At 70.7% G+C, this 26,893-nt stretch carries 27 protein-coding genes; 13 read left to right on the top strand and 14 right to left on the bottom strand.

Going from position 1 to position 26,893, the window contains the following annotated elements:
• On the top strand, nucleotides 1-1,251 hold the full coding sequence (locus tag ACIBU0_RS04645; protein WP_398811536.1) for an alpha-L-fucosidase: 1,251 nt from the start codon (nucleotides 1-3) through the stop codon (nucleotides 1,249-1,251).
• Between the two features lie 249 nt (nucleotides 1,252-1,500).
• Here the strand turns inward: ACIBU0_RS04645 and ACIBU0_RS04640 are convergent, their stop codons facing one another.
• Nucleotides 1,501-3,189 carry a carbohydrate binding domain-containing protein gene (locus tag ACIBU0_RS04640; protein WP_398811534.1) on the bottom strand — a complete coding sequence of 563 codons (1,689 nt, stop codon included), beginning with the start codon at nucleotides 3,187-3,189 and terminating at the stop codon, nucleotides 1,501-1,503.
• 126 nt (nucleotides 3,190-3,315) lie between these two features.
• The gene (locus tag ACIBU0_RS04635) at nucleotides 3,316-4,449 is read right to left on the bottom strand and encodes an ATP-grasp domain-containing protein (RefSeq protein WP_398811531.1); all 1,134 of its coding nucleotides are present in this window, start codon (nucleotides 4,447-4,449) and stop codon (nucleotides 3,316-3,318) included.
• 331 nt (nucleotides 4,450-4,780) lie between these two features.
• Here ACIBU0_RS04635 and ACIBU0_RS04630 point away from each other — a divergent pair, with 331 nt between their 5' ends.
• Nucleotides 4,781-5,650, top strand: coding sequence for a metallophosphoesterase family protein (locus ACIBU0_RS04630; RefSeq protein ID WP_398811529.1), 870 nt, complete (start codon nucleotides 4,781-4,783; stop codon nucleotides 5,648-5,650).
• Nucleotides 5,647-6,327, top strand: coding sequence for a 4'-phosphopantetheinyl transferase (locus tag ACIBU0_RS04625; protein WP_398811526.1), 681 nt, complete (start codon nucleotides 5,647-5,649; stop codon nucleotides 6,325-6,327). Before ACIBU0_RS04630 ends, ACIBU0_RS04625 begins: the two co-directional genes overlap by 4 nt.
• 18 nt (nucleotides 6,328-6,345) lie before the next feature.
• Here the strand turns inward: ACIBU0_RS04625 and ACIBU0_RS04620 are convergent, their stop codons facing one another.
• Entirely contained in the window at nucleotides 6,346-6,579 is a 234-nt protein-coding gene (locus ACIBU0_RS04620; protein WP_398811791.1) for a hypothetical protein, read from the bottom strand.
• Nucleotides 6,580-6,783: 204 nt separating this feature from the next.
• Between ACIBU0_RS04620 and ACIBU0_RS04615 the strand changes: the two genes are divergently transcribed.
• Nucleotides 6,784-7,848 (top strand): alpha/beta fold hydrolase, encoded by a 1,065-nt coding sequence (locus tag ACIBU0_RS04615; RefSeq protein ID WP_398811523.1) that lies wholly within the window; start codon nucleotides 6,784-6,786, stop codon nucleotides 7,846-7,848.
• A 121-nt stretch (nucleotides 7,849-7,969) separates the two neighbouring features.
• Here ACIBU0_RS04615 and ACIBU0_RS04610 read toward each other — a convergent pair whose 3' ends face one another.
• Together ACIBU0_RS04610 and ACIBU0_RS04605 are read right to left on the bottom strand one after the other, a co-directional pair.
• Nucleotides 7,970-8,491 carry a toxin-antitoxin system, toxin component gene (locus ACIBU0_RS04610; RefSeq protein ID WP_398811788.1) on the bottom strand — a complete coding sequence of 174 codons (522 nt, stop codon included), beginning with the start codon at nucleotides 8,489-8,491 and terminating at the stop codon, nucleotides 7,970-7,972.
• Nucleotides 8,492-8,529: 38 nt separating this feature from the next.
• On the bottom strand, nucleotides 8,530-9,180 hold the full coding sequence (locus tag ACIBU0_RS04605; RefSeq protein ID WP_398811520.1) for a helix-turn-helix domain-containing protein: 651 nt from the start codon (nucleotides 9,178-9,180) through the stop codon (nucleotides 8,530-8,532).
• 222 nt (nucleotides 9,181-9,402) lie between these two features.
• Between ACIBU0_RS04605 and ACIBU0_RS04600 the strand changes: the two genes are divergently transcribed.
• The 7 genes from ACIBU0_RS04600 to ACIBU0_RS04570 all read left to right on the top strand — a co-directional run bounded on the left by ACIBU0_RS04600 (nucleotide 9,403) and on the right by ACIBU0_RS04570 (nucleotide 15,847).
• Complete coding sequence (locus ACIBU0_RS04600; RefSeq protein WP_398811517.1) at nucleotides 9,403-10,065, top strand: hypothetical protein; 663 nt, start codon at nucleotides 9,403-9,405, stop codon at nucleotides 10,063-10,065.
• Between the two features lie 138 nt (nucleotides 10,066-10,203).
• On the top strand, nucleotides 10,204-11,355 hold the full coding sequence (locus ACIBU0_RS04595) for an NAD(P)/FAD-dependent oxidoreductase (protein WP_398811514.1): 1,152 nt from the start codon (nucleotides 10,204-10,206) through the stop codon (nucleotides 11,353-11,355).
• Nucleotides 11,352-11,672, top strand: a complete 321-nt coding sequence (locus ACIBU0_RS04590; protein WP_398811512.1) for a (2Fe-2S)-binding protein — start codon at nucleotides 11,352-11,354, stop codon at nucleotides 11,670-11,672. The genes ACIBU0_RS04595 and ACIBU0_RS04590 overlap by 4 nt, the downstream gene beginning before the upstream one ends.
• Nucleotides 11,669-13,102: an FAD-dependent oxidoreductase gene (locus ACIBU0_RS04585; RefSeq protein ID WP_398811509.1), complete on the top strand. Its 1,434-nt coding sequence runs from the start codon at nucleotides 11,669-11,671 to the stop codon at nucleotides 13,100-13,102. The genes ACIBU0_RS04590 and ACIBU0_RS04585 overlap by 4 nt, the downstream gene beginning before the upstream one ends.
• Before the next feature lie 96 nt (nucleotides 13,103-13,198).
• A complete protein-coding gene (locus ACIBU0_RS04580) occupies nucleotides 13,199-14,095 on the top strand; it encodes a dihydrodipicolinate synthase family protein (protein WP_398811507.1) in 897 nt (298 codons plus the stop codon).
• 34 nt (nucleotides 14,096-14,129) lie between these two features.
• Nucleotides 14,130-15,131: a proline racemase family protein gene (locus ACIBU0_RS04575; protein ID WP_398811505.1), complete on the top strand. Its 1,002-nt coding sequence runs from the start codon at nucleotides 14,130-14,132 to the stop codon at nucleotides 15,129-15,131.
• A gap of 11 nt (nucleotides 15,132-15,142) precedes the next feature.
• On the top strand, nucleotides 15,143-15,847 hold the full coding sequence (locus tag ACIBU0_RS04570) for a GntR family transcriptional regulator (RefSeq protein WP_398811785.1): 705 nt from the start codon (nucleotides 15,143-15,145) through the stop codon (nucleotides 15,845-15,847).
• On the opposite strand, the gene ACIBU0_RS04565 is transcribed toward ACIBU0_RS04570, so the two are convergent.
• The 4 genes from ACIBU0_RS04565 to ACIBU0_RS04550 are packed head-to-tail and all read right to left on the bottom strand — an operon-like array spanning nucleotide 15,844 to nucleotide 19,171.
• Complete coding sequence (locus ACIBU0_RS04565; RefSeq protein WP_398811503.1) at nucleotides 15,844-16,617, bottom strand: ABC transporter ATP-binding protein; 774 nt, start codon at nucleotides 16,615-16,617, stop codon at nucleotides 15,844-15,846. The genes ACIBU0_RS04570 and ACIBU0_RS04565 overlap by 4 nt on opposite strands.
• Before the next feature lie 24 nt (nucleotides 16,618-16,641).
• Complete coding sequence (locus ACIBU0_RS04560; RefSeq protein ID WP_398811782.1) at nucleotides 16,642-17,418, bottom strand: ABC transporter permease; 777 nt, start codon at nucleotides 17,416-17,418, stop codon at nucleotides 16,642-16,644.
• On the bottom strand, nucleotides 17,418-18,191 hold the full coding sequence (locus tag ACIBU0_RS04555) for an ABC transporter permease (protein ID WP_398811501.1): 774 nt from the start codon (nucleotides 18,189-18,191) through the stop codon (nucleotides 17,418-17,420). The genes ACIBU0_RS04560 and ACIBU0_RS04555 overlap by 1 nt, the downstream gene beginning before the upstream one ends.
• Before the next feature lie 11 nt (nucleotides 18,192-18,202).
• The gene (locus tag ACIBU0_RS04550; RefSeq protein WP_398811499.1) at nucleotides 18,203-19,171 is read right to left on the bottom strand and encodes an ABC transporter substrate-binding protein; all 969 of its coding nucleotides are present in this window, start codon (nucleotides 19,169-19,171) and stop codon (nucleotides 18,203-18,205) included.
• Between the two features lie 127 nt (nucleotides 19,172-19,298).
• Between ACIBU0_RS04550 and ACIBU0_RS04545 the strand changes: the two genes are divergently transcribed.
• Nucleotides 19,299-20,111: an IclR family transcriptional regulator C-terminal domain-containing protein gene (locus tag ACIBU0_RS04545; RefSeq protein WP_398811779.1), complete on the top strand. Its 813-nt coding sequence runs from the start codon at nucleotides 19,299-19,301 to the stop codon at nucleotides 20,109-20,111.
• Nucleotides 20,112-20,118: 7 nt separating this feature from the next.
• Here the strand turns inward: ACIBU0_RS04545 and ACIBU0_RS04540 are convergent, their stop codons facing one another.
• The 4 genes from ACIBU0_RS04540 to ACIBU0_RS04525 all read right to left on the bottom strand — a co-directional run bounded on the left by ACIBU0_RS04540 (nucleotide 20,119) and on the right by ACIBU0_RS04525 (nucleotide 23,787).
• Nucleotides 20,119-21,054 carry a PDR/VanB family oxidoreductase gene (locus ACIBU0_RS04540; RefSeq protein ID WP_398811497.1) on the bottom strand — a complete coding sequence of 312 codons (936 nt, stop codon included), beginning with the start codon at nucleotides 21,052-21,054 and terminating at the stop codon, nucleotides 20,119-20,121.
• The gene (locus ACIBU0_RS04535; protein WP_398811495.1) at nucleotides 21,051-21,230 is read right to left on the bottom strand and encodes a hypothetical protein; all 180 of its coding nucleotides are present in this window, start codon (nucleotides 21,228-21,230) and stop codon (nucleotides 21,051-21,053) included. Before ACIBU0_RS04535 ends, ACIBU0_RS04540 begins: the two co-directional genes overlap by 4 nt.
• Nucleotides 21,227-22,294 (bottom strand): Rieske 2Fe-2S domain-containing protein, encoded by a 1,068-nt coding sequence (locus ACIBU0_RS04530; protein WP_398811493.1) that lies wholly within the window; start codon nucleotides 22,292-22,294, stop codon nucleotides 21,227-21,229. The genes ACIBU0_RS04535 and ACIBU0_RS04530 overlap by 4 nt, the downstream gene beginning before the upstream one ends.
• A 959-nt stretch (nucleotides 22,295-23,253) precedes the next feature.
• Entirely contained in the window at nucleotides 23,254-23,787 is a 534-nt protein-coding gene (locus ACIBU0_RS04525) for a ferritin-like domain-containing protein (RefSeq protein ID WP_398811491.1), read from the bottom strand.
• Between the two features lie 176 nt (nucleotides 23,788-23,963).
• Here ACIBU0_RS04525 and polX point away from each other — a divergent pair, with 176 nt between their 5' ends.
• The gene (polX, locus tag ACIBU0_RS04520; RefSeq protein ID WP_398811488.1) at nucleotides 23,964-25,724 is read left to right on the top strand and encodes a DNA polymerase/3'-5' exonuclease PolX; all 1,761 of its coding nucleotides are present in this window, start codon (nucleotides 23,964-23,966) and stop codon (nucleotides 25,722-25,724) included.
• A 77-nt stretch (nucleotides 25,725-25,801) separates the two neighbouring features.
• On the opposite strand, the gene ACIBU0_RS04515 is transcribed toward polX, so the two are convergent.
• Nucleotides 25,802-26,293, bottom strand: a complete 492-nt coding sequence (locus ACIBU0_RS04515) for a hypothetical protein (RefSeq protein ID WP_398811485.1) — start codon at nucleotides 26,291-26,293, stop codon at nucleotides 25,802-25,804.
• Nucleotides 26,294-26,893: the final 600 nt, after the last annotated feature.

The raw sequence follows: 26,893 nt of genomic DNA, 5'->3' as shown, positions 1-26,893 counted from the left end.
GTGCCGATGCAACCCTGGTTCACCGACGCCAAGTTGGGGATCTTCATCCACTGGGGCATCTACGCCGTCGACGGCGTCCAGGAGTCCTGGTCGTTCTACGACGACATCGTCCCGTACGACCAGTACATGTCCCAGCTCGACCGCTTCACGGCCTCCCGCTACGACCCGCGCGACTGGGCGAAGCTCTTCGCGCGGGCCGGCGCCGGGTACGCCGTCCTGACCAGCCGTCACCACGACGGCGTAGCCCTCTGGGACACCGCGTACGGCGACCTGAACGTGGGCCGCGACCTGATCGGCGGCTACGCCGAGGCCCTGCGCGAGCAGGGCCTCAAGGTCGGCCTGTACTACTCGCACTCGGACTGGAGCCACCCCGACTACGCCTCCACCCGCAAGCCCGACCGCCCGCCGGAGCTGGAGGACAACCGCTACTCGGAGGTCGCGGCCGAGGACGAGGACCTGGAGGCCTGGGAACGCTTCCTCGCCTACCGGGACGGCCAGATCCGCGAGTTGACGTCACGCTACAAGCCGGACCTGCTGTGGTTCGACGGCGAGTGGGACCGCAGCGAGGAGCAGTGGCGCATCCCGGAGCTGGCCGCGCTGATCCGCTCCGAGGTCCCGGACGTCGTCTTCAACGCCCGCATGCTCGGCGAGGGCGACTACGCGACGCCCGAACAGGGCGCCCCGGTCGTTCCGCCCGAGGGCCCCTGGGAGCTGTGCCTGACGGTCAACGACTCCTGGGGGCACCAGCACCACGACCACAACCACAAATCGGTCGACCAGCTGATCCGCTACTTCGCGGAGACGATCGGCGGCGGAGGCAACCTGCTGCTCAGCGTCGGACCGCGCGAGGACGGCACCATCCCGGCCGAGCACGTCGAGCGACTGGAGGGCCTCGGCGACTGGATCGCCCGGCACGCGGAGGCGGTGTACGGCACGGTGCGCGGCCTCCCGGCCGGCCACCACTACGGCCCCAGCACCCTCTCCAAGGACCGCCGCACCCTCTACCTGATCCTCTTCGACGCCCCGCGCGCCGAGATCAACGTCCGCGGACTGCTCGGTTCGGTACGCCGGGTCACGGTGCTCGGCAGCGGCACCGAACTGTCCCACCGCGTCACCGGAGGCCTGCACGAAACGCCGGGCGTGCTCTGGATCGAACCGCCCACCGCGGCGGACCTCGACCCGCACGCCACGGTGCTCGCGGTCGAACTGGACGGTGAGCTGGAGCTCTACCGGGGCGCGGGGCGCTTCTGACCGGGCGGCTCCCCTTCGGACCGGCCGGCCGCCGCCCCCGTGACAGCGCCGGCCGATCCGGGGCCCCCGTGCTCCCCCGTGGTGGTGCGTTCCCCCGGTGATGGTGCTTCCCCCGTGGTGGTGCGTCCCCCGTGTTTCCCCCGTTGTTGCGCTCCCCCCGTTGTTCCCCCGTTGCCTTTCACTCCTATGAGCGCGCGGTCCGCGCCCTGATACACCCTCCCGGAAAAAAATTCCCGGGAGGGTGTCGCCTCAGCCGGTGAACCCGGCCGTGATGGACGTGAACTGCCAGTTGTTCTGGCTGATCCCGGAGCAGTTGCTCGTCACGCCGCCGCCCGGACACGGCCGGTCGCGGTTGACCGACCAGAAGGCGAGGCGGGCGATGTGGTGCGAGTTCGCCCAGTCGCGGATCTGGGTCCAGATCGCCGGAGTGGTGTTCTCCTGCTGGTCGGACAGGCCGTTCATGCCGGAGATGCCGATGTGCGCGTAGGCGGTGGCGTCGTCCCAGCCGAAGGTGGACTTCAGCTTGTTCTTCAACCCCTCCGTCGCGTTCACGGTGTTGCCGTACATGTCGGCACCGCCGCCGAAGTCGAACGGCATGATCGTGAAGACGTCGATGCCGGCGTTCACCGCCTTGGCCTGCTCGATGAGCCGGTTGCCCCAGTACGTCGGCCCGGTCGTCGAGGTGCCGAAGGTGAGGATGGTCCGCAGGCCCGGGTTGTTCGCCTTGACGATCTTCAGCGCGTTCAGGATCCGGTCCTGCACGGTCGCGTTCTCGAACTCGTCCGTGTTCTCGATGTCGACGTCGATCGCCTTGAGCCCGTACGCGTCGATGACCTTCTGATACGCCCCCGCCAGAGCCTCGGCGGTCGAGCAGTTCGGCCCGAGCTTGTTGCCGCTCCACCCGCCGATCGACGGCACGATGTCACCGCCCGCGGAGCGGATGGAGTTGATGACGGACTGGTCGTTCCCGCCGGTCAGCGCACGCTGCCCGTCCCAGGCCGGGTTGCAGCCGCCGGACGACAGGATGAACGCCATCGTGTACCACTTGATGCCGGTCGCGCTCATCACCGACGTCGCACTCGGCGGGTCGCCCCAGCCGAGGTACAGATAGGGCGCGGCCTGCTTGAATCCGGTGCCGCCACCGCCGCCCGCGTCCGTGGTGACGGTCACGGCGTTGGAGGCGGCGGAGACGTTCCCGGCCGCGTCCCTCGCCTTGACCGTGAAGGTGTAACCGGTGCTCGGCGACAGCCCGCTGACCGTCGCGCTCGTACCGGAGACGCTGAGCACCTGGCTCGAACCCTGGTAGATGTCGTACGCCGTCACCCCCACGTTGTCCGTGGCTGCGTTCCACGCGAGCGACACGCTGGACGAGGTCTTGCCGGTGGACCGCAGGCTGCCCGGCACGCTCGGCGCCTGGCTGTCCGAGCCGCCGCCACCGGGCCCGTCGAGGCTGATGTCGTCGGCGTAGTAGGTGCCCTGCGCGTACCAGCCGTGGACGTAGACGGTGGCGCTGGTCTGTGCGGCGCCGGTCGTGAACGACAGGGTCAGCTGACCGTACGCCGACGGCGACGACGTCCACGTGGACGCACCGCCGTCCACACCGAGGTAGACGTAGGACCCCCGCACCCAGCCGCTGAGCCTGTACGTCGTGTTCGGCTGGACGGAGACGGTCTGGCTGCACTTGGCGTTGTCACTCGAACTCACCGCGCCCGCAAGGGCCTTGGAGCCGCCGTGCACGGGGGAGGAGACGACCGAGCCTAGGTTGCCGGTGCAGGACCAGGGGGAGAGGGCGCCGGATTCGAAGCCGGCATTGGAGAGGATGTCGGCCGCGTGGGCCGTACCGGGTAGAGCGACGGCTCCGGCGAGCGCAAGGGCGGCGGAGCCGAGCAGGGCGAGAAGACGCCGTCCGAGGCGTCTGAGGGGTGGTTGTTTGCGCACGCGATCTCCCTGAGGAATGTGGGGTGTTCGGGAGTGCACGAGGTGCTGAGAGGTGCGCAGACCAAGTTGGTATGGACCAATCCCGCTGTCAAGCGTTGAGGCCAGGATTGGTCCATACCGGAGGGGCTAAAGAGGCAGGGCCTGGGCCGCCGCGCTCCCGACCGAATCGACCGACGCCGGCGCGGGCACCGCCGGCAGCAACGGCTCCTCGGCCTCCGTCCGCTGCTGTGGAATGGACACCGGCCTCAGTGGCCGCGGCCCCGACACCACCGTGTAGTCCTGCCCGAGGAACGGCGGAGCCACCTCACCCGGGTCCTCGCCGAGCGCCAACTGCACAGCCAGCCAAGGCACGTTGACCCCGCACAGCGACAGCTGGTGCAGCCCCCCGGCCGGCCGCGTGTTCACATCCATCAGCACGGGCTTCTCCCCGAACATCCGGAACTGGATGTTGGACAGATAGTGCAGCCCGAACCCCTCGGCGATCCGCCGCGCCGGCCCCAGCCACTGCTCGTGCAGCGTGAACCCACGCCGACGGCCGTTCTTGATCCGGCCGATCGCCAGCCGCACCCGGTTGTCCGGACCCGTGAGGCAGTCCACCGACACCTCCGGCTGCTCCAGTCGCGGCATGACCAGCCAGTCCACCGGCTCGTCGGCCCGCCGCAGCGCGTCCACCACGAGATCCAGCTGCACATACGGAGTCGGGAACCCGGTCAGGTGCACCATCGAGAAGGGGGAGCGCGTGATCACCCGGAAGCCCACCCCGCCCGCACCGGACGCCGGCTTGAAGCAGGCCTTGTGCCCACCCGCCTCCAACTCCTCCACCGCCGCCACGAGTTCGTCGGCGGTCCGCACTCGCCACCACGGCGGCACCGGCACCCCGATCGCCTGCACGGCCTCGTACGCGATCACCTTGTCCTGGAAGACCGCCACGGCCTCAGGCGGAGGCGCCAGCAGCGCCGTACCGACCGCCTCGAACTCCGCGCGGTGCGCCACGATCGCCGACTGGTGCAGCCGGGGCACGAAGACGTCGATGCCTCGGCGCTGGCACTGGTCGAGCGCGTACTCGACATATCCGGCCGGGGACAGGCCCTCCGGCTCCAGGTCGGCGGTGTCGGCGGCGGCCAGCACGGGCGAGTCGGCGTCCCCGTGCGTCGCATGGATCTCGACCGCCCGATCGCTGGGATTTCTCCGCAGCTGATCCATGAAGAACACGTTCTCCGCGTACGTGCGGTTGAGCCAGACGCGTACGCGAGAGACCATGCAGGGCCGTCCTTTCGGGGTTCGCGGGCAGGGCGAAGCAGGCCCGTGCCCGGGCAGGGTGGATGGAGGGACACCAAAGCGCCCCGTGCGAAGGGGCATTCATAGCGGTGGTGTTGGGGCGATCATACGGCTTTCAAGGGGTGGCGCGTGCAACGTACGTGTTACGGATTTGCGGATCATTCCTGACCGTCCCGGCCGCCCCGCACCCCCCGCATCCCTCGCACTCCCCCCCCACGGCACCGCCTGCCGGGACGACGACGAGATCCCGCCTTGTACCGTGACCACACCATGTGTTCTCGTGGTTCCATTCGGATGATCGAAAGGGGCGAGGGTGACGTCGACGGCCGGCCGTGCCGGACAGCTGCTGGCCATCAGCGACCTGCACATCGGCTACGAGGAGAACCGCGCCCTCGTCGAGAAGATGCGCCCCGACTCGGACGACGACTGGCTGCTCGTCGCCGGTGACGTGGCCGAGACCGTGGCCGACATCCGCTGGGCCCTCGAAACCCTCGCCGACCGCTTCCGCAAGGTCGTCTGGACGCCGGGCAACCACGAACTGTGGACCCACCCGAAGGACTCCGTCACCCTGCGCGGCGTCGCCCGCTACCAGCACCTGGTCGACCTGTGCCGCGAACTCGGCGTGACCACCCCCGAGGACCCGTACCCCGTCTGGGACGGCCCCGGCGGCGCGGTGGCCGTCGCCCCGCTGTTCCTGCTGTACGACTACTCCTTCCTGCCCTCCGGCTGCACGACCAAGGAAGAGGGGCTGAAGTACGCGCACGGGACCGGCATCGTGTGCAACGACGAGTACCTGCTGCACCCCGACCCGTACCCCTCCCGCGAGGCCTGGTGCGCCGCCCGGGTCGCCGAGACCGAGCGGCGGCTCGCCGCACTGCCCGAGGACCTGCCCACCGTCCTCGTCAACCACTACCCGCTGGACCGGCACCCCACCGACGTCCTGTGGTACCCCGAGTTCGCCATGTGGTGCGGCACCCGCCTCACCGCGGACTGGCACCGCAGGTTCCGCGTCGACACCATGGTCTACGGCCACCTCCACATCCCGCGGACCACCTGGCACGAAGGCGTCCGCTTCGAGGAGGTATCGGTGGGCTACCCCCGCGAGTGGCGCAAGCGAACGGAACCGCCGGGACGACTGCGCCGGATTCTGCCCGGTGTGCCCAGGGAGGACGGGTCCCGTTGATCGAGGAACTGCTGCCGGACGTGGTGGTCACCGTCGAGGCGTACGGCGACGAAGAGCTCCCCCACGCCGTGCTGTACCCCGAGGAGGAGGCCGTCGTGGTCCAGGCGGTCGCCAAGCGACGCCGGGAGTTCGCCCTGGTACGCGCCTGCGCCCGACGCGCCATGGAGAAGCTCGGCGTGCCGCCTCAGCCCATCCTGCCCGGCGAACGCGGCGCCCCCGCCTGGCCGGCCGGCCTCGCCGGCAGCATGACCCACTGCGACGGCTACGGCGCCGCCGCACTGGTGCGCGCCGCCGACCTGGCCTCCCTCGGCATCGACGCCGAACCCCACCAGACACTCCCGGAGGGCGTCCTCCCGGCCGTCTCCCTGCCCGCCGAGGCGGACCGGCTGCGCCGCCTGGCCGGCGACCGCCCCGGCATCCACTGGGACCGGCTCCTGTTCAGTGCCAAGGAGTCCGTCTACAAGGCATGGTTCCCCCTCACCGGACAGTGGCTGGACTTCACCGAGGCCGACATCGACGTCTTCGCCGACCCCGGTGAGCAGGACAGCGGTGGCTTCCGCGCCCGGCTCCTCGTCCCCGGCCCCTGGGTGGGCGACCGCCGGGTCGATCTCTTCGAGGGCCGGTGGACGGTCCGGCGGGGGCTGGTGGCGACAGCGGTGAGCGTGCCGCACACCTGAACCCCCGGCCGCGGCGCCCTACACCGCCTCTGAGGGGCACCAGCTCTGCAGCAGCCGGAAGAACTCCTCCTCGTTGCCCGCCAGTCCAGCGTCCGCCAGGGCCTGTTCCGCCTCGGCGAGGACGGCGGGCGGGACGACCGGCGGCCGGCAGGCCCCGGGGGGCCCGTCGAACGCGGCTCGTACTGTTTGCAACAGTCGCAGATAAGCCTGGACGGCGGTGCGCTCGCGGTCGGTCAGTACGGCGGTGGGCATCGGTCGGCTCTCCCCGAAGTCGGCGTTCATCGCGTCACGCCCCCGCATATGAGGGCGCACCACCAGCTTGCCGCCCACCACTGACAATCGGGTTTGGCTACACGTCGGTTCGCCCGCTTAGCGGAGGTGAAACCTCCCCGAAATCCCTTGGGGGAATCTGCCCCTACGCTGGAAGGAAGGGCTTTCGGCCGCACCCTGGCGGCCATGGGAGCGGGAGGCTTGTGCGTGGTCGACTTCCCGGGGCCGCCCCCGGCGCGCGCCGTACGGCTGCGTCCGGTGGGCGACGGCGAACTCGAGTTGCAGTACCGCGTCGTGCACGGCTACCGGCGCGCCTTCCGGATGGCCGGCGAAGGGCCGGCCCTGGTGCTGATCCACGGCATCGGGGACTCCTCCGACACCTGGGCCCGGCTCATCCCCGACCTCGCTCGCACGCACACCGTGATCGCCCCCGACCTGCTCGGCCACGGCGCCTCGGACAAGCCGCGCGCCGACTACTCGGTGGCCGCGTACGCGAACGGCGTGCGCGATCTGCTCACCACGCTGGGCATCGAGTCGGCGACGCTGGTCGGGCACTCGCTGGGCGGGGGAGTGGCGATGCAGTTCGCCTACCAGTTCCCCGAGCGCACCGAGCGGCTCATCCTGGTCAGCGCGGGCGGCGTCGGACGTGAGGTCAATCCGGTGCTGCGGCTGGTCTCGCTGCCCGGTGCCCATCTGATGCTGTCGGCACTGCGGCTGCCGGGGATGCGGCTTCAAGTGGGCCTGGCGGTCCGGCTGATGAGGCTGTTGGACACCGATCTCGGCCAGGACGCGCCGGAGCTGCTCACGCTCGTCGACGCGCTGCCCGACGAGACCGCGCGCAACGCCTTCATCCGTACCCTGCGGGCGGTCGTCGACTGGCGGGGCCAGGTGGTGACCATGCTCGACCGCTGCTATCTGACCGAGGGGATGCCGACCATGCTGTTGTGGGGGGACCGCGACAGCGTGGTTCCGGTGCGGCACGCGTTCGGGGCACATGAGGCCATGCCGGGGAGCCGGCTGGAGATCTTCGAGGGTGCGGGGCACTTTCCGTTCCACTCCGACCCGGACCGGTTCGTCGCGTTGGTCGAGGAGTTCACGAGCGGCACGGCACCGGCGGCCTGGAGCCGGGAGACGTGGCGCGAGCTGCTGCGGGCGGGCCGCCCGGGAACAGCGGCGGGGCAGCCGGACACGGCTCGCAGCCGTGCGGTGGAGCGGGATCTGCGGGAGGCCAGTGAGCGCAGTGCCACCTGACCGGGTACCTCGGGAGCCAGGTCAGCAGTCCAACCTGCTCACACCCACGCTGAGCAACGGCCCACCCACAGCTACTGTCCCGACGACACCGGCATATGGCGCCCCGTAGGCGACCGAGCCATCATTGCGGCCCCAGGTAGCCCAGCGACGCCTCGATCCGCCCTGCCAGGTGGTCCCGTTGGCCCCGTACCGAGGACACCGCCAGCCATGCCCGGCACTTGCTGGCCAGTAAGAGGCCGAAGGTCTCGGCCTCCTTCTCCTCGGCCTGGTCGAAGTGGCTGCGGGCGGCCACCTTCAGGACCGTCGAGCGCAGGTCGGCGTCGTCGTGCAGGAGGCGGGCCGCCACCGTGGCGCCCTCGACGCTGTGGCTGCAGTGGCCGGCCTTCATGTGCCACAGTTCGTGGCCGAGGATCACCAACTGGTGGTCGGGTGCGGTGCGTTCCTCGATCACGACCAGGTCCTGGTCGGCCATGTCGAGCCAGAGCCCGCTGGCCGTGTCGGCCGGGAAGGCGGCCGTACGGAAGTGGACGGGACGGCCGCGGCGTCTGCTCATCGCGTCACACAGGGCGCCGTACAGCTTCTCCGGCGCCGCGGGTGCGGGGAGCGTCAGCTCCGCGACCAACTCGCCGCACAGGCGGCGCATTTCCCTACCGATGCCCACAGGTCTCCCGTTCTCCCGCATCACGACTCGGGCCGCTTGACGCTCTCCAGGAGCATGTCCAGCCACTCCGCGACCTTGTCGCGGTGCTGGTCGGTGGGTAGTTGGGCGGCCCGCCAGGCGATACCGCGGACGCCGTGGTCCTGGAGGAGTCTCTCAAGGGGGTCGTCGGCGGGCTGTGCCGCCTCGCGTTCCGCGAGCTTCTGGAGCAGGTCCTGTTCGGTGCGCTGGAGGGCGCCCGCGAGTGCCTCGGGGTCCTCGGCCGTGAGGAATCCGGCGTGCACGCGGAAGAAGCGCTGGATGGCGTCGCAGTGCTCCATGGTGGGGCGCCGGTCGCCGTTGATGAGGGCTCCTGCCTGCTGGCGGGACATGCCGGCGCCGTCGGCGATCTCCTGCTGGGTGTACTTGCGGCCGTTGGGCTTGAGGCGGGTGCGGCGCAGCAGGTCCAGGCGCTGCAGGAAGCGGGCCTGGACGTCCGGTTCGCCCGCGGGGCGGCCGCTCAGCAGTGCCTTGACCACGGACACCGGGACGCCGGAGGCCACGGACAGGCGGCCGGTGTCGAAGACCTCCGCGTGCGGCACGCCGAGCCGGTCGGCGAGCGCGGTGACACGAGCGACGACGGCCGGCAGCGCAGCCGTCGGGGTGGCGCCCGGACCCTCGAAGCCATCCGTCACCGACAGATCTCCTACGTCTCTCACAGGCTTCTCACAAGCGGTTGCCGTGAACTTGGTGGAGATTACCCGCTGGTTCGAACTCACATCCAGGTCTCGCCACAACTGTGGCCAATTTCAGCCGTCAACAGGCATGGAATGCCACGATAGTTGACATGGTCCGGACCGGGCAGCAGGATCAAGACGCCGCGTGAAGGCCGCATAGGCAAGAGGGGTGACCTCCCGATGGCATATCAGGCAGGTGGGCAGCGGTTCGTGCCGCGGCCCGTCCCCGACAGCTGCGAGGCCCAGGCGTATCTCCGGGACTACGCCACTCTCATGGAGGCCGTGCCCTTCCCTTCCGTGATCCTCGATCACCGCTGGGACGTCGTTCTGAGCAACACCGCTTTCGCGTCACTTTTCGGTGGAGTGGGCGCACATCCGACGGCCATGCCCGACGACAACTTCCTCAGGTTCGTGCTCTTCCATCCGGATGCCGGCGCGGTCCTCGGTGAGCACGAGTCCAGCTGGTGTCTGCCGATGCTGGCGCAGTTCGCGGCGGCGGTGGAACGGCACGGTCATGACCACGGGCTGCAGGCCATCCGCCGCGAGATCGCCCAGGACCCGATCATGGAGGCCGCCTACCGGCAGGGGCTGCCGCACTGGATCCGCGCGGTCGGCGAGCAGGCCGTCGCTCAGGACGGTGCCGTACGCCCGCTGCTGCACCCGGACCCGCGGTGGGGCGCGACCGAGTGCCGGGTCGTCGACGAGACGCCCAGGACCCTTCAGGAGATGGGCTACACCAGGCTCACGCTGGTGCTGCGCGAGGTGCGGCGTGACCGGCCCAGGGCGCGCGGGGTGCGGCGGAGCGCGGCCCATCTGCGCGTGGTGCCCGCCACCGAGAACTGAACGGGGCACCGTCGGCGTTCAGGTCGTCGACGGCGCCCCGTCAGCGCGGCGGGACCAGTACTTACCGGACATGTACGGCAGGGATGCCGCTGGCGCCGCACCATTCCGTCCCGCAGTGGTGTGTGACATAGTACTGCCGTGAGTGAGCGACCGACCTGCGACGTCGTGGTCGTCGGTGCCGGGATGGTGGGCGCGGCCTGCGCGTTCTACGCGGCCCGGGCGGGCCTCGACGTCATCGTCGTCGACCGGGGCCCGGTGGCCGGCGGCACGACCGGCGCCGGTGAGGGCAATCTCCTCGTCTCCGACAAGGAACCGGGTCCCGAGCTCGACCTCGCACTGCTGTCCGGACGCCTGTGGGCCGAGCTGGCGCGCGAGTTCGGGGCGGTCGTCGAGTACGAGGCGAAGGGCGGCGTGGTCGTGGCGTCGTCGCCGGGCGGGCTCGCGGCGCTCGAGCGGTTCGCCGAGGGGCAGCGCGCCGCCGGGGTCGTGGCGGAGCCGGTGGCGCCGGACGGCCTGTACGACCTCGAACCCCACCTGGCACCGGGCCTGCCGGGCGGCGTCCACTACCCCCAGGACTGCCAGGTCATGCCCGCCCTGGCCGCCGCCCACCTGATCCGCGGCTCGCGCGCCCGCCTGTTCACCGGCCGGACGGTGACGGACATCCTCCGCGCGCCGGACGGCTCGGTACGCGGGGTCCGCACGGACCGGGGCGACCTCCACGCCCCCGCTGTCGTCAACGCGGCCGGCACCTGGGGCGGCGAGCTCGCCGCACTCGCGGGCGTCCACCTGCCCGTCCTCCCGCGGCGAGGCTTCGTCCTGGTCACCGAGCCCCTCCCGCGCAAGGTCCGCCACAAGGTGTACGCCGCCGACTACGTGGCCGACGTCGCCAGCGACTCGGCCGCGCTGCAGACCTCTCCGGTCGTGGAGGGCACCGCGGCGGGCCCGGTCCTGATCGGCGCGAGCCGCGAACGCGTCGGCTTCGACCGGGCGTTCTCGCTGCCCGTCGTACGGGCACTGGCGGCGGGCGCCACGCGGCTGTTCCCGTTCCTCGCGGACGTCCACGCGATGCGCGCCTACCTGGGCTTCCGCCCGTTCATGCCCGACCACCTGCCCGCCCTCGGCCCCGACCCCCGCGTGCCCGGCCTGCACCACGCCTGCGGTCACGAGGGCGCGGGCATCGGACTCGCCACCGGCACCGGCCACTTGATCGCCCAGGCGATGACCGCGAAGACCCCCGACCTGGACCTGACGCCGTTCCGCCCCGACCGCTTCGCCGAGGAGGCCGTGTGAGAACCCCCCTGGACCTGGCCGACGCCGACCCGGGCCCGGCCTTCACGGTCACCCTGGACGGCCGTGAGGTCCGGGCGCTGCCCGGGCAGACGGTCGCCGCCGCGCTCTGGACCGCCGGGGTCACCTCGTGGCGCACCACCCGGGGCGAGGGCCGCCCGCGCGGCGTCTTCTGCGGCATCGGCGTCTGCTTCGACTGCCTGATCACCGTCAACGACCGTCCGAACCAGCGGGCCTGTCTGGTGCCGCTGCGACCGGGGGATGCGATCCGGACGCAGGAGGGGACGGGGCACGAGGCGGAAGGGGACGGGGCACGATGACCGACCGCGACCTCGAACGGGGCAGGCCGCATCTCGCCGTGATCGGGGCGGGCCCCGCCGGACTGGCCGCGGCCCTCGCCGCCGCTGCCCGCGGCGTCCGGGTCACCCTGCTGGACTCGGCCGCCGAGGCGGGCGGCCAGTTCTACCGGCAGCCGGCCACCGGCCTGCGCGCCCGCAGACCGCAGGCCCTGCAGCATGCGTGGCGGACGTGGGAGCGGCTGAGGAACGGGCTGGCCTGCCACGTTCAGGCCGGCCGGGTACGGCACTCGACCGACCACCATGTCTGGCTCGTCGAGCGCCGGACGGACGGCGGCTTCACCGTGCACGCGCTGCTCGGCCCCGAACAGCAGGACCCGGCCGAAGTACGGGTCGACGCCGTGCTCCTCGCGACCGGCGGATACGAGAAGGTGCTGCCCTTCCCGGGCTGGACCCTGCCCGGCGTCGTCACGGCGGGCGGCGCCCAGGCCATGCTCAAGGGCAGCCTCGCGCTGTCCGGGCGCACCGCGGTCGTCGCCGGCACCGGGCCGCTGCTGCTCCCCGTGGCGACCGGGCTCGCCGCGGCCGGCGCCGAGGTGGCCGCGCTCGTGGAGTCCGCCGATCCGAAGGCGTTGGCACGGCGCACCCGTGCGCTGGCGGCCCAGCCCGGCAAAGTCGCCGAAGGCGCCGAATACGCGGCCCGGTTGCTGCGGCACCGGATCAGGCTCCTCGCCCGGCACACCGTCGTCGAGGCGCACGGCACCGGGCGGCTGGAGGCCGTGACCGTCGCCGCGCTCGACGCCGACGGGCGGGTCAGGCCCGGCACCGGGCGCCGTATCCCCTGCGAGACCCTCGCCGTCGGCCACGGCATGCTGCCGCACACCGACCTCGCCGAGACCCTCGGCTGCCGCCTGGACGGACTCGCCGTGCACGTCGACGAGGAGCAGCGCACCGATGTGCCCGGCGTCTGGGCCGCCGGGGAGGCCACCGGCATCGGGGGCGCCGCCCTCTCGCTCGCCGAGGGGCACATCGCCGGGCGATCGGCCGCCGCCCGCCTGCGCGGAGCCCGGCCCGACCCGCGGGAGTGGGCGGCCGCGGCCCGGAGCCGGACGCGGCTGCGCGCCTTCTTCGCCGCACTCGACCCGGTGTACGCCCCGCCGGCCCACTGGCCCGAGCAGATCACCGACGACACCGTCGTCTGCCGCTGCGAGGAGGTCACCGGCGGTGCGATCCGTGCGGCCGTCGCGGAGCTGGGCGCCGGTGACGCGCGGACCGTGAAGCTGCTGACCCGGGCCGGGATGGGCTGGTGTCAGGGACGGATGTGCGGGCCGGCGGTCGCGGGGCTCGCCGGGTGCGAGCTCACTCCGGCGCGTCGGCCCTTCGCTCGGCCGGTGCCGCTCGGGGTGCTCGCGCGGGCAAGGGAGAGCACGGACGGCGACGCCGAAGTTCCGTAGCCGGGAGCCCGGACAGCCCGCCCAGGCCCTGATGCCGCGGCCGTCGGCCGCCTCGCCTGCCAATACAATGTCACACGCCACTGAGAGGGAACTCAGATGACCACCACCGAGAACCGTCCCTGGCGCGGCGTCCTCGTCGCCACCGCCCTCCCGCTCGACGACGACCTCCGGGTCGACTACGGCCGGTACGCCGAGCACTGCGCCTGGCTCGTCGAGAACGGCTGTGACGGCGTCGTGCCGAACGGTTCTCTCGGGGAGTACCAGGTCCTCACCCCCGAGGAGCGCGCGAAGGTCGTGGAGACGGCCGTCGCCGCGATCGGCGGGCCGCGGGTGATGCCCGGTGTGGCCGCCTACGGCTCGGCCGAGTCCCGGCGCTGGGCCGAACAGGCCCGGGACGCGGGCTGTACGTCCGTGATGCTGCTGCCGCCGAACGCCTACCGCGCCGACGAGCGGTCGGTGCTGTCGCACTACGCCGAGGTCGCGCAAGCGGGCGTGCCGGTCGTGGCGTACAACAACCCGATCGACACGAAGGTCGACCTCGTGCCGGAACTCCTCGCCAAGCTGCACGGCGAGGGGTACATCCACGCGGTCAAGGAGTTCTCCGGCGATGTCCGTCGCGCCTACCAGCTCGCCGAACTCGCCCCCGGACTGGACCTGTTGATCGGTGCCGACGACGTCCTGCTGGAGCTCGCGATCGCCGGCGCCAAAGGCTGGGTCGCCGGCTACCCGAACGCGCTGCCGAGGTCGAGTGCTCAGTTGTACCGGGCGGCCGTGGGCGGTGACCTGGGCACCGCCAGGAAGCTCTACGAGCAGCTGCACCCGCTGCTGCGCTGGGACTCCAAGGTCGAGTTCGTCCAGGCGATCAAGCTCTCCATGGACATCGTGGGCCGGCACGGGGGACGCTGCCGTCCACCGCGGGTGCCCCTGCTGCCGGAGCAGGAGGCCACGATCCGCGCCGCCACCGAGAAGGCCGTCGCCGCAGGGCTCGCGTAACCGACCTCGCGCTCACCGCAAAGGAGACCGGACCGTGCGCAGCAAACTCGTCCTGCACGCCGTCGACTCGCACACCGAGGGCATGCCCACCCGCGTCATCACCGGCGGCATCGGCACGATCCCCGGCGCGACCATGAACGAGCGGCGCCTGTACTTCCGCGAGCACCGCGACGACATCAAGCAGCTCCTGATGAACGAGCCGCGCGGCCACTCGGCGATGAGCGGCGCCGTCCTGCAGCCGCCCACCCGCCCCGACTGCGACTGGGGTGTGATCTACATCGAGGTCTCCGGCTATCTGCCGATGTGCGGCCACGGCACCATCGGTGTGGCGACCGTGCTCGTCGAGACCGGCATGGTCGAGGTCGTCGAGCCGGTCACCACCGTCCGGCTCGACACCCCGGCCGGGCTCGTGGTCGCCGAGGTGGCCGTGGAGGACGGCGCCGCGAAGGCGGTCACCCTGCGGAACGTGCCGTCGTTCTCCGTCGCCCTGGACCGCAAGATCACCCTGCCCGACGGACGCACGGTGACATACGACATGGCGTACGGCGGCAACTTCTACGCCATCCTGCCGCTGGACCAGTTCGGGCTGCCCTTCGACCGCTCCCGCAAGGACGACATCCTCAAGGCGGGCCTCTCCCTCATGGCGGCGATCAACGCCGAGGAGGAACCCGTCCATCCCGAGGACCCGTCCATCCGCGGCTGCCACCACGTCCACCTGATCGCCCCGGGCGCCACCGCCCGGCACTCCCGGCACGCCATGGCGATCCACCCCGGCTGGTTCGACCGCTCACCCTGCGGCACGGGCACCAGCGCACGGATGGCGCAGCTGCACGCCCGCGGTGAACTGCCCCTGCACACCGAGTTCGTCAACGAGTCCTTCATCGGGACCCGGTTCACGGGCCGCCTCCTCGGCACCACGGAGGTCGCCGGCATGCCCGCCGTCCTGCCCAGCTTCACCGGACGCGCGTGGATCACCGGCACCGCGCAGTATCTGCTCGACCCGTCCGACCCGTTCCCGGCCGGGTTCGTACTCTAGGCGGGCGCATGATGTCCGGTGACCGAAGGAGAGCGACCGTCGTGGCCCCGCAGCACATCCCCGACCTGCCCGTGCTGGGCGGCAGGAAGCCCAGCCACCGGGAGCGGGTCGCGGACGCCCTGCGGGCCGCGCTGATCGCCGGCGAGCTGCGGCCGGGCGAAGTCCATTCGGCGCCCGGCCTTGCCGCCCGCTTCGGCGTCTCGGCCACCCCGGTGCGCGAGGCCATGCTGGATCTGGTCAAGGAGGGCCTGGTCGACACCGTGCCCAACAAGGGCTTCCGGGTCACCGCCGTCTCCGAGAAGCAGCTCGACGAGTACACCCACATCCGCTCCCTCATCGAGATCCCCACCACGGTCGGCCTGGCGGCCACGGCAGACCCCACCGCCCTTCAGGCCCTGCGCCCGGTGGCCGAGGAGATCGTCACCTCAGCCGCGACCGGCGACCTCGTCGCCTACGTCGAGGCCGACCTGAGATTCCATCTCGGGCTGCTGGCCCTCGCGGGCAACGGCCATCTGGTGGAGGTCGTACGGGACCTGCGGCGCCGCTCCCGCCTGTACGGGCTGACGGCGCTGGTGGAGGCGGGACGCCTGCAGGCGTCGGCCGAGGAGCACCTGGAACTCCTCGACGCTCTGCTGGCACGGGACGAGGACGCCGTACGAGAGGTGATGACCCGCCACCTGGGCCATGTACGGGGCTTGTGGGCGGCGCCCCATTAGCGCGCTCCCCGCTTCGCGGCCTGAATCCGCTCATACACATGCGTCCGCAACTCCGCGAACCGAGGATCCACCCGCGTGTGCAGCTGATCCCGTTCCGCAGGCAGATCCACCTTCAACTGCTCCCGCACCACAGTCGGCGACGCGGACAACACGATCACCCGCTCACCGAGATACACGGCCTCGTCGATGTCATGGGTGACGAACAGGATCGTGATCCCCCGCTCCCGCCACAGCCCCCTCACCAGGTCCTCGAGATCGGCCCGCGTCTGCGCGTCCACCGCCGCGAACGGCTCGTCCATCAGCAGCACACGCGGCTCGTACGCCAGCGCCCGGGCGATGGCGACCCGCTGCTGCATACCGCCGGACAGCTGCCACGGATACGCCCCGACGGCATCCGCCAGCCCCACCGACTCCAGGGCGTCCCGCACCAGCTCCCGGCGCCGCCCCTTGCTCAACTCCTTCTGCCTGAGAGGCAGTTCGACGTTCTCGCCGACCCGCATCCAGGGAAACAGGCTGCGCCCGTACTCCTGGAAGACGAACGCCATCCCGGGTGGCGGACCATTCACCCTCCGCCCCTCCAACAGGACTTCACCGCTGGTCGGCGCAAGCAGACCACCCACGCACTTCAGCAGCGTCGTCTTGCCGCAGCCCGACGGGCCCACGAGACAGACCAGTTCACCCGCGTCGACGGTGAAGGTGAGATCGCGCACCGCCTCCACGCGCCGCCCGGAACCCTCGTAGACCTTCTTCAGGCCGCGTACGTCGAGCATGGACCGCCCCTTCATCATGCTCACTCAGGACCGCCGGGTGGTGGCGCGCAGACCGTGGTACCAGCCGAGCACCCGGCGCTCGACCAGCTGGAAGACGACGGAGAGCAGGAAGCCGAGCAGACCGAGGACGAGGATCCCGGTCCACATGTCGGGGATCGCGAAGCTGCGCTGGAACTGGACGACGGTGAAGCCGATGCCGTTGTTGGCGGCGAACATCTCGCTGATGACCATGAGGATGATGCCGAGGGACAGCGCCTGGCGCAGCCCGGCGAAGATCTGCGGGCTCGCCGAGCGCAGCACCAGATGGCGCAGGCGGGCGATCCCCGTGACGCCGTAGGAGCGGGCCGTCTCCAGCATCACCGAGTCGACCGCGCGCACGCCCTCCACGGTGTTGAGCAGGATGGGCCAGACGCAGCCGCTCGCGATCACGACGATCTTCATGGTGTCGCCGATGCCCGCGAACAGCATGATGACCGGTACCAGCACGGGCGGCGGCACGGCCCGCAGGAACTCCAGGACCGGCTCGCACACCGCGCGCACCCGCCGGTAGGAGCCGATCACCGTGCCGAGCGCGACACCGGCCACGGCAGCCGTCGCAAAGCCCCCCAGGAGGCGCAGGAGGCTCGGTACGACGTCCGTGCGCAGCCGGTCGACCGTCCAGACGTCCGGGAAGGTGTCGAGGATCGTCCGCAGCGGCGGCCAGAACGGGTCCGTGCTGCCGTCGGACGCCGCCCACCACACGGCGACCAGCACCACGGGCAGCGCGACGACGAAGAACAGCCTGAGCAGCAGGCGCCCGATCACACCGCCACCTCCCCGCGCACCGACTGGTGCCAGGCCAGCGCCCGCCGCTCGACCGTCCGCGCGCCGACGTTGATGAGCAGCCCGAGCAGTCCCGCGACGACGATGAGCGCGTACATCTCCGGCACCGCCTGCGAGGTCTGCGCCACCGCGATCCGCTGTCCCAACCCCGGTGCGCCGATGACGAGTTCGGCGGTGATCGCGAGGATCAGCGCCACCGCGGCGGCGAGCCGCACCCCGGTCATGACATACGGCAGGGCCGTCGGCCACAGCACATGGCGGACCCGCGCCCAGGTGCCGAGGCCGTAACTGCGTGCCGTCTCCTCGGCGACCGGGTCGACGTCCTGGACGCCGTACAGGGTCTGGATCAGCACCTGCCAGAAGGAGGCGTACACCACCAGCACGAGCACCGACCTCAGTTCGGTGCCGTAGAGCAGCACCGCGAGCGGGATCAGCGCCACCGACGGGATCGGGCGCAGGAACTCGATCGTCGACGCCGTCGCCTCGCGCAGGTACGGCACGACGGAGACGGCCACGCCCGCGACGACTCCGGCGCAGACCGCGATGGCGAGGCCCAGCGCCCAGCCCGTGAGGGTGTCGCCGAGGGCGTTCCAGAACGCGGAATCGCTCACCTCGTCGACGAGCGCTCCGGCGATCCGGCTCGTCGGCGGGAAGTAGACCTGCTTGACCAGGCCGAGCCGCGGTACCGCCTCGCCGAGTGCGAGGAAGGCCGCGAGCCCGGCCGCACCGAGTGCGACGTTCCCGCCCCTCATCCGTCCGTCCTTCACGGCAGCAGCGCGTCCAGGTCGGGCGTCTTCTTGAACAGGCCGTCCTCCTCGCCGAGTTTCATGAGCGCCTCGATGGAGGAGCGGTTCGGCTCGGCCGGCCACTTCGGCAGGGTCACCCGGTCCAGGACCGACGCCGGGATCTTGGTGTACGTCGTGACGATCTGCCGGGCCTCGTGCGGGTGGGCCTCGGCGTAGGCCAGGGACTCGGCGGTGGCTGTCTGGAACTTCTTGACCACGTCCGGGTGTTGCTGCGCGTACTGCTTCGACGTGAAGTAGAGGGCGACGGTGAGCTGTGGCGCGACGTCGATCAGCGGTGAGGCGATCTCCCGGCCGCCCTGGCTCCTGATGGTGGCGGTCGCCGGCTCCACCACGCACGCGGCGTCGATCCGGCCGCCGTCGAGGGCGGCGGGCATCTGGTCGAAGGCCATCTCGACGAGCTTCACCTTGTCCGGGTCGCCGCCGTCCTTGCGCACCGCCTGGCGGACCGCGGTCTCGTTGATGTTCTTCAGGGTGTTGATGGCGACCTTCTTGCCCTCAAGCTGCTTCGGCGACTTGACGGGGCTGTCCTTCCGGACCATGAGGCCGTTGAAGTCCTTGCCCCGCACGCCCGTCGAAGCGATGCCGTTGGCGACGGCCTGCACGGGAACGCCGTTGGTCTGGGCGACCATCAGGGACGTCACATTGCTGAACCCGAACTGGAACTGCCCGCTGACCACGCCGGGCACGATCGCCGCACCTCCCTGAGCGGTCGTGAACTCCAGCTTCAGGCCCTGCTTTTCGAAGAAGCCCTTCTTCTGGCCGAGGTACAGCGGCGCGACATCGACGATGGGGATGAGGCCGAGCTTGACGGTGGTGACACCACCGGACGACGCGCCCGCCGCCGGCGAAGGGCCGTCGGACGAGCCGCAGGCCGTCGCGACCAGCAGCAGGACGCCGGCGCTGAGACCGGCCGACAGACGACGCATGGCTCCTCCTGTACAGACAACGGTGCAACGGTGTTCCGACAGGTTGTGCGCAAGGCGCACAGTAGTGCGCGGACTTGCTCAGCGGGAAGGTAGAAACCTCAAACGCTTGACACTTCTGGAGGTGGCGATGTCCGCCGAAGCCCGCGCACCGCACTTCGTGAGGTCCTTCGAGCGCGGCCTCGCCGTCATCCGCTCCTTCGACGCGGACCATCCCGCCCGCACGCTCAGCGAGGTCGCGCACACCTGCGACCTGACCCGCGCCGCCGCCCGCCGCCTGCTGCTGACCCTCGCCGACCTCGGCTACGTCCACCAGGACGGACGGCTCTTCCGCCTCACTCCGCGCGTGCTGGAACTCGGCTACTCCTACCTCGCCGGCTACACGCTGCCGCAGATCGCCGAGCCGCATCTGGAGCAACTCGTCGCGCAGGTACGGGAGTCGTCGTCGCTGTGCGTCCTCGACGGCGACGACGTCGTGTACGTCGCCCGGGTGCCGACCCGCCGCATCATGACCGCGTCCATCACGGTGGGCACCCGCTTCCCCGCGTATGTGACGTCGGTGGGCCGGGTGATCCTCGCCCATCTCCCGGACGAGGAGGTCGAAGTCCGGCTCGGCCGTACCGAGTTGAAGCCCCTGACCGCCCGCACCCTCACCGCGCCGGACGCCCTGCGGGCGGAGCTGCGCCGCGTCCGCCGGCAGGGCTACGCCGTCGTCGACCAGGAACTGGAGGAGGGGCTGAGGTCGGTCGCCGCCCCGGTGCGGGACCGGGACGGCGAGGTGGTGGCGGCCGTCAACATCGCCGTGCACGCCGGCCGCAACTCCGTCGACTCCGTGCGCCGCGACCTGCTGCCGCACCTGCTGACGACCGTCGCCCGGATCGAGACCGACCTCAGGATCACGAATCCAGGACAGGGCACGGATCAGGGACGGGTCACGGATTAGGGACGGGTCACAGATCCAGGACCAGTCGCTTCCCGCGGCAGCGCGACACGCAGATCATCATCGTCTCGCCGCTCTCCTGCTCCTCCCGCGTGAGCACGGAGTCCCGGTGGTCCGGGGTGCCGTCGAGGACGTCCGTCTCACAGGTCCCGCAGGTGCCCTCGGTGCAGGAGTAGAGCACCTCGACTCCGGCCGCCCGCACCGTGTCCAGCACGGAGACGCCCGCCGCGACCGTGAGCGTCAGGCCGCTGCGGTCCAGCCGGACCTCGAACTCCCCGTCGTCCCCGCCCGACTGCTCCTTGGGCTGGAACCGCTCGACATGCAGCGCCCGGGACGGGCACCGCTCCTCGACGGCGTCGAGCAGCGGCCCGGGACCGCAGCAGTAGACGAGCGTGCCGTCCGGCACGGCGCCCAGCACCGAGGCCAGATCCAGCAGGCCGGTCTCCTCCTGCGGGGCGATCGTGACCCGGTCGCCGTACCGCTCCAACTCCGCGGTGAACGCCATGGACCGGCGCGTGCGCCCGCCGTACAGCAGCGTCCACTCGGCGCCCGCCGCCTCGGCCGCGGCCAGCATCGGCAGGATCGGGGTGATGCCGATGCCGCCGGCGATGAACCGGTAGCGGGGAGCGGGCTCCAGCCGGAAGTGGTTGCGTGGACCGCGCACCCGGACCTTGTCGCCCTGCCCCACCTGCTCGTGCACACGGGCGGAACCGCCCCGCCCGTCCGGCTCCCGCAGGACGGCGATCCGCCACCGCGTCCGGTCCGCCGGATCGCCGCACAGCGAGTACTGCCGCTCCAGCTCCGGCCCGAGGACGACGTCGATGTGGGCTCCGGGCTCCCAGGCCGGAAGCTGCTCGCCCAGCGGGTGGCGCAGGGTGAGGGCGAGCACGCCGTCCGCTGCGAACTCCCGGCGCTCGACGACCAGTTCGGCTTCGTACCCGGTCATGAACTGTTTCCTTGCGACTCGTCCGAGGAGTGCCCCTGGGGATGGGCGAGCATCCACTCCCACATCTCCACCGGGTCCTGCGCGGTGTGCTCGCGGCCGCAGTGACAGGTGCCGTGCAGGATGTCGGTGCCCGGGAGCCAGTCGATGCGATAGACCTCGCCGGTCGGACCGGTCACTGGACCTTCTCCATCGGCTTCGCGCCCTCCTCGACCAGCCGGGCGAGAATGCGCCGGGCGGCGAGGCCACCCGTGTCGATGTTGATGCTCAGCTCCTGGTAGCCGTGGCGCTCGGTGCCGAGGGTCTTCTGCAGCAGGTTGAGGGCGGTGACGTCCTGCATGACCACCGTGTGGTTGTTGCTCCGCAGGAACTCGGTGACCTCGTCGTCGTCCGTCGCCCAGTCCCGCGAGACCGCCCAGAAGTCGTACACCTTGCCGTCGCCGGACGGCGTGATGGCGTACGTCACCTCCGTGTGGAACCCGTTCGGGTCGCTGCCGTCCGCCTCGGGCACGACCCCGACCGGAGCGACCCGGCTGTGCAGGAGGTACAGGCACGGGGCGTGGTACTCGATGTCCTGCCAGCGGGTGATGCGGCCCTTGATGCCGGTCGACTTGGCGTAGAACGGCGGGCACTCGGCATCGTCCATGTGCCGGCTCACCCGGACGATGCCGGCGCCCTCGTCGACCTCGGTGGTGATCGGCGTCTCGGCGACCTCGGGGGTGCCGATGTAGCCGCCGTGGAGGTAGGTCTCGTGGGAGAGGTCGAGGAGGTTGTCGACGAGGAGGCCGTAGTCGCAGTCGATGGGTTCCATGCCGCGTACGGTGACCCAGCCGGGGGAGTCGAGGTGCCTGGCCCGCGGGATGCTCCGCGGGTCCGCGAGCGCCGGGTCGCCGATCCACACCCAGATCAGGGAGTCCTGCTCGACGACGGGGTACGACGCCACGCGCGCCGTCCGTGGGACACGCTTCTGCCCCGGCACGTACACACACGTACCGGTCGTGTCGTACGTGAACCCGTGGTACCCGCACACGATCCGGTCGCCGTCGAGGCGGGTCGGGGCCTCGGACAGCGGGTAGCGGCGGTGCACACACCGGTCGTGCAGGACGACCGGCGTCCCCTCCTCCGTGCGGTAGAGCACGAGGGTCTCACCGAGAATCGTCCGGCCGAGCAACTCGCGCCCGACCTCATGGCTGTAGGCGGCGACGTACCACTGGTTCCTTGCGAAGGCGGTCATGTGAGGCATGGGGTTCCCGTCCCTGTCGGCGGGGCGTCGCCGCCCCGCGTGCCGTGGTTGGAAACAGGGTCGTGAGGCTTGCATCGGCTCCACAAGACGGCTTCTGTCAGGCGGAAGAGCTTCTGTAAAGAGGCTGTTCAGAGCCCTATTATGTCAACCCCTGATCGCCAGAGTCGAGCGCCGCGTGGTGCAGCCACTCGGTTCAAGCTCGGGGGAGCCGGAGGCGGCGACGGCGAGTACGACGACTCACAACGTGGCATTAATCGCCCAACAATGTCCACTTAGTTTCAATTGTGATACTCCTCTGTCGGCGGATGCTCGGTACACCGGCAAGAATCAGCATCACCGCAGGTCAACTACTGTTCGTTTAGGACTCTGGGCCCTCGGGGCGAATCCGGGTCGAATCCGCACCCCTTCAGGCTGTTCAGCGTATTGCTGCTGGTCAGGGTGGTGCGAGGCCGCGTGCTGGCTCGCTTTGCGGATGGGGGTGGCGTGGCGCACAGTCGGACCGATGAGCCGCTGAAGAGGCACTGAGTGGCGGTGGCTGGCTGCCAGGGGCGGGGGCTGACCAGCGGATTCTTCGCTGCTGGCGGCGGTCGCCTTTCGCGATCATGTCCTGCGGAAGTGTCTTCAAGTGGGACGGCTGATACGTGACGGCCCGGGAATGATGGTTCCTGGCCGAGACCGACCTGCCGGGTGTGTCAGGGGCCGTCCAGGAGTCGCGCGGTGGTCGGGCCATGTCGCCGAGGGCGCGCCGCCTCGCGCGGCAGCGGCGGCCGGCGCTCTCGCAACATCCGGTACACCCCCGGAACTGCCATTCCTCGGAGTAGACATCAGCACAGCCTCGGTTGGCTCGCCGTCACCAACGCGAACTGGAAATCTTGGTACCTCGTCGAGTTCATGGGGCTGCGCGGGGTCCCTTGAGCTGGGAACCTGTCCTCGCTCAGATCATCGGCGCCAGGGCGCGATCAACTCCCGAGGAGGTTGATGATGTCGTCGGCGTGTTCCTCTTCTTCCTCGAGGATCGACTCCATGAGCCGCCGGGTGGTGGGGTCGGAGTCTCCCAGCCACCGGATGATGTCCTGGTAGGTGGAGATCACGATGCGCTCGGCGAGCAGGTTGTCCTCCAGCATGGTCCGCAGTTCCTGCCGGGGCGGCGTCGTGTAGTCGGTGTGGGCGCGTTGGGCCAGTGTCGCCGGGTCGAAGTCCGGGTCTCCGCCGAGTTGTGAGACCCGCTCCGCGGCCCGTAGGGCGTGCTGCATCTCCTCCTCGGCGTGTTCGGTGAACTCCCCGGAGACCTGACTGCGGTCGATGCCGGTCGCCGAGATCGCGTGGCGGGTGTAGCGCAGCCAGCACACCACCTCGGTGGCGACCACGTCGTTGAGGATGTCGATCACCTTCCCCTTGTCCGCGCCGTAGGTGTCGGTGATTGGACCCGCCGCCATCTTCTGCTGTGCTTCGGCTCGGATCCGGCTGACGTCGAGAACGAAGTCGTCCGTCATGGCCCCGGACTCCCTTCCTGGTTCGTCGCACTGTCCCGCGTGCGGGCCGTCGGCGATCGGGTGCACGGCGCGCTCGGTCGCGCCGCGTGTGAGCCCCTCGGGTACCCGTGCAGGTTCCGGGGCACACGGACGTGACCTTCACGCATGAACGGGCGTGGTCTGCCTACTCGGAGGGCATGGCTCGGTCCAACGACGAGGTCGCCGCCCTCCTCCAGGAGTACGCCGACCTGATCTCGATCACCGGAGGAGACGCATACAAATCACGCGTCTACGAGAAGGCCGCCCGGTCCGTGGGCGGCTATCACGCCGACGTGTCCACCCTCGACGTCAACGCCCTGCAGGAGATCCCCAACGTCGGCAAGTCCATCGCCGAGAAGATCCTCGAATACTTCTCCAGCGGCAGCGTGTCCGCCGTCGAGGAGCTGCGGGCGAAGATCCCGGCCGGTGTCCGGCGGCTGACCGCCATCCCCACGCTCGGCCCGAAGAAGGCCAGCGTCCTGTACGAGGAGCTGGGCATCTCCTCCGTCGAGGAACTGGCCGAGGCCATCCACGAGGAGCGGCTGCGTGACCTGAAGGGCTTCGGGCCAAGGACGGAGGAGAACATCCTGCACGGCATCGAGCTGCTGCAGTCCTCCGGAGAGCGGGCCCTGCTCGACGCCGCCATGGACCTCGCCGACGACATCGTCACCGAGCTGTCCCAGGTGACCGGATGCTGGCGCTGCACCTACGCCGGGTCGCTGCGCCGCTTCCGTGAGACGATCGGCGACATCGACGTGCTCGCCGCGGCCGGCAGATCGGCGCCCGTGACGCGGGCTTTCACCGAGCTGCCGTACGCCTCGGAGGTCATCGCGCACGGCGAGAAGAAGACGTCCATCCGCACCACCAAGGGCCTGTCCGTCCGCCTGCGCGTCGTGCCACCGGACTCCTGGGGCGCGGCGCTGCAGTACTTCACGGGGAGCAAGGCGCACAACAGCCGCACCCGGGAGCTGGCCGTCCACCAGAAACTCAAGCTCTCCGAGCACGGGCTCTTCGACGCCGAGAGCGGCAAGAAGATCGTCTCCGAGACGGAGGAGGACGTCTACGCCCGCCTCGGCCTGCCCTGGATCCCGCCTACCCTGCGCGAGGACCGCGGCGAGATCGAGGCCGGACTGCACGACGAGCTGCCCGACCTCGTCCAGGAGACGGACATCCGGGGCGACCTGCACACCCACACCGACCTCACCGACGGGCTCGCGCCGCTGGAAGAGATGGCCGCCGCGGCCGCCGAGCGCGGCTACACCTACTACGCCATCACCGATCACGGCCCGAACCTGTACATGCAGCGGATGACCGACGCACGGATCCTGGCCCAGCGCGAACGCATCCGGGAACTCGACGGCGAGCACGCACGGCGCGGCAATCGTCGCGGTATGCGGCTGCTGCACGGCGCGGAGCTGAACATCGACCCGGACGGCAACGTCGACTGGCCCGAGGAGTTCCTGGCCGGCTTCGACCTGTGCGTGGCCTCTGTGCACTCGCACTTCAACCAGAGTCGCGAGGCGCTGACCCGGCGGATCGTCCGGGCCTGCGAGAACCCGTACGTCAACATCATCGGCCATCCCACCACCCGGATCATCGGCAGGCGGCCGCCCGTCGATGCCGACCTCGACGCGATCTTCGCGGCGTCTGCGCGCACCGGCACCGCCTTGGAGATCAACGCCCACCCCGACCGGCTGGATCTGCGCGACGAGGACATCCTGCGGGCCAAGCGGCACGGTGTGAAGTTCGCCGTCGACAGCGACGCCCACACCACCATCCACCTGGCCAACATGCGCTACGGCGTGGGCACGGCACAGCGCGGCTGGCTCACCAAGGACGACGTGATCAACACCTGGCCCCAGGCCCGCCTGCGGCGCTTCTTGCGCAAGGGAAGGACTGGTCGCAAGTCTCACGGCTGAACCGAAGGTCCCGCGGCTGACCGAACAGAGTCCCGGCGGGGTGTCGGGCGGAGTCGCGCGGTGGGGGTCCAGACGGATCAGGAAGGCATCAGCAGTGTGTCCAGGGGCCGGTCGCTGTGCAGGCGGGCGATGGCGTCGGCGAGCAGCTGGGCCACGGACCGCACCTGCAGTGGTGGGTTCCTACGTCTCCTCCGTGGTCGCCGTGGCGTGGCGAGGGTGTCGGTGACGAGGACGAGGCGCAGGCAGTTGTGCAGGTCCTCGGCGAGCACGGCGGCGACGACCGGCACCGCGGTCAGCACCTCGACCGGTACGGGGGACATGATCTCCAGTGCGGTCGTGTGCGGGTCCATCACCAGCCGGTCCGCGCCCGCCGTCGCCAGGGCTTCGGGCGCGACCCGGGAGCCCACCGGCTCGCCTGCCTGGGGCCGACGGTCCTGCCGGGCCTGGCCTGCCGGGGCGACCTCCTCGAGCGCGCCGGGTTTCCCGAAGAGGTGGGTTTGCGTTCGGTACGACGTGCAGCTTGTTCGGGCGCGCAGCCGCCGTGCGGCCTCCTCGTTGAGCCGCAGCACCTCCCGGTCACGGGCCCGACCAGCAGCAGAACCGGTGCAGACACCTGCTCCAGCGCGTCGCCTGCCAGGCCCGGGCGGCCACCGCGGGAGATGACGGCGAAGGCTCCGACGTCTCGTGCTCCTGGTTGCCCTGCGGCGCCTTACCCCTTCCGGTGACGCCTGACGCCTGACGCCTGACGCCTGACGCCATTCCATCCGTCACGGAGCCTGGTCACCGGGCACTACCGCGGGAAGGACGTTCCCTGCGCCGACGGCGCAGGACGACGATCAGGCCCGCCGCGGAGAACACCGCGAGTGCCGCGCACACCCCTGCAAGAACCGCCAGTTGAGAGGACGTCGGGCTACTGCCCGGCCCCGACTGCACTGACCACACCGCGAACAGCAACCGCTGCGGCCACGAACAGCGGCGTGAAGAAGGCAGACAGCAGCAGCCGCAGTCCCAGAGCACTGCGGGCCGTGACAGGCTCGGTGCCCGTACGCTCCCAGCGGCGGCCGACGAAGCCAGAACGCGCGCGCGGCACAGGCTCGCGCCTGACAGCCGGTCCGCCCTTCTTATGCTTTCGACTCAGGTGTACATGGGGCATCTCCGCCTCCTCGCAC

Source organism: Streptomyces sp. NPDC049627 (assembly GCF_044465645.1).
In the GTDB taxonomy this organism is placed as follows: Bacteria; Actinomycetota; Actinomycetes; order Streptomycetales; family Streptomycetaceae; genus Streptomyces.
Note: the sequence above shows the minus strand (reverse complement) of the source record. Positions and strands in the feature narration are given on the sequence as shown.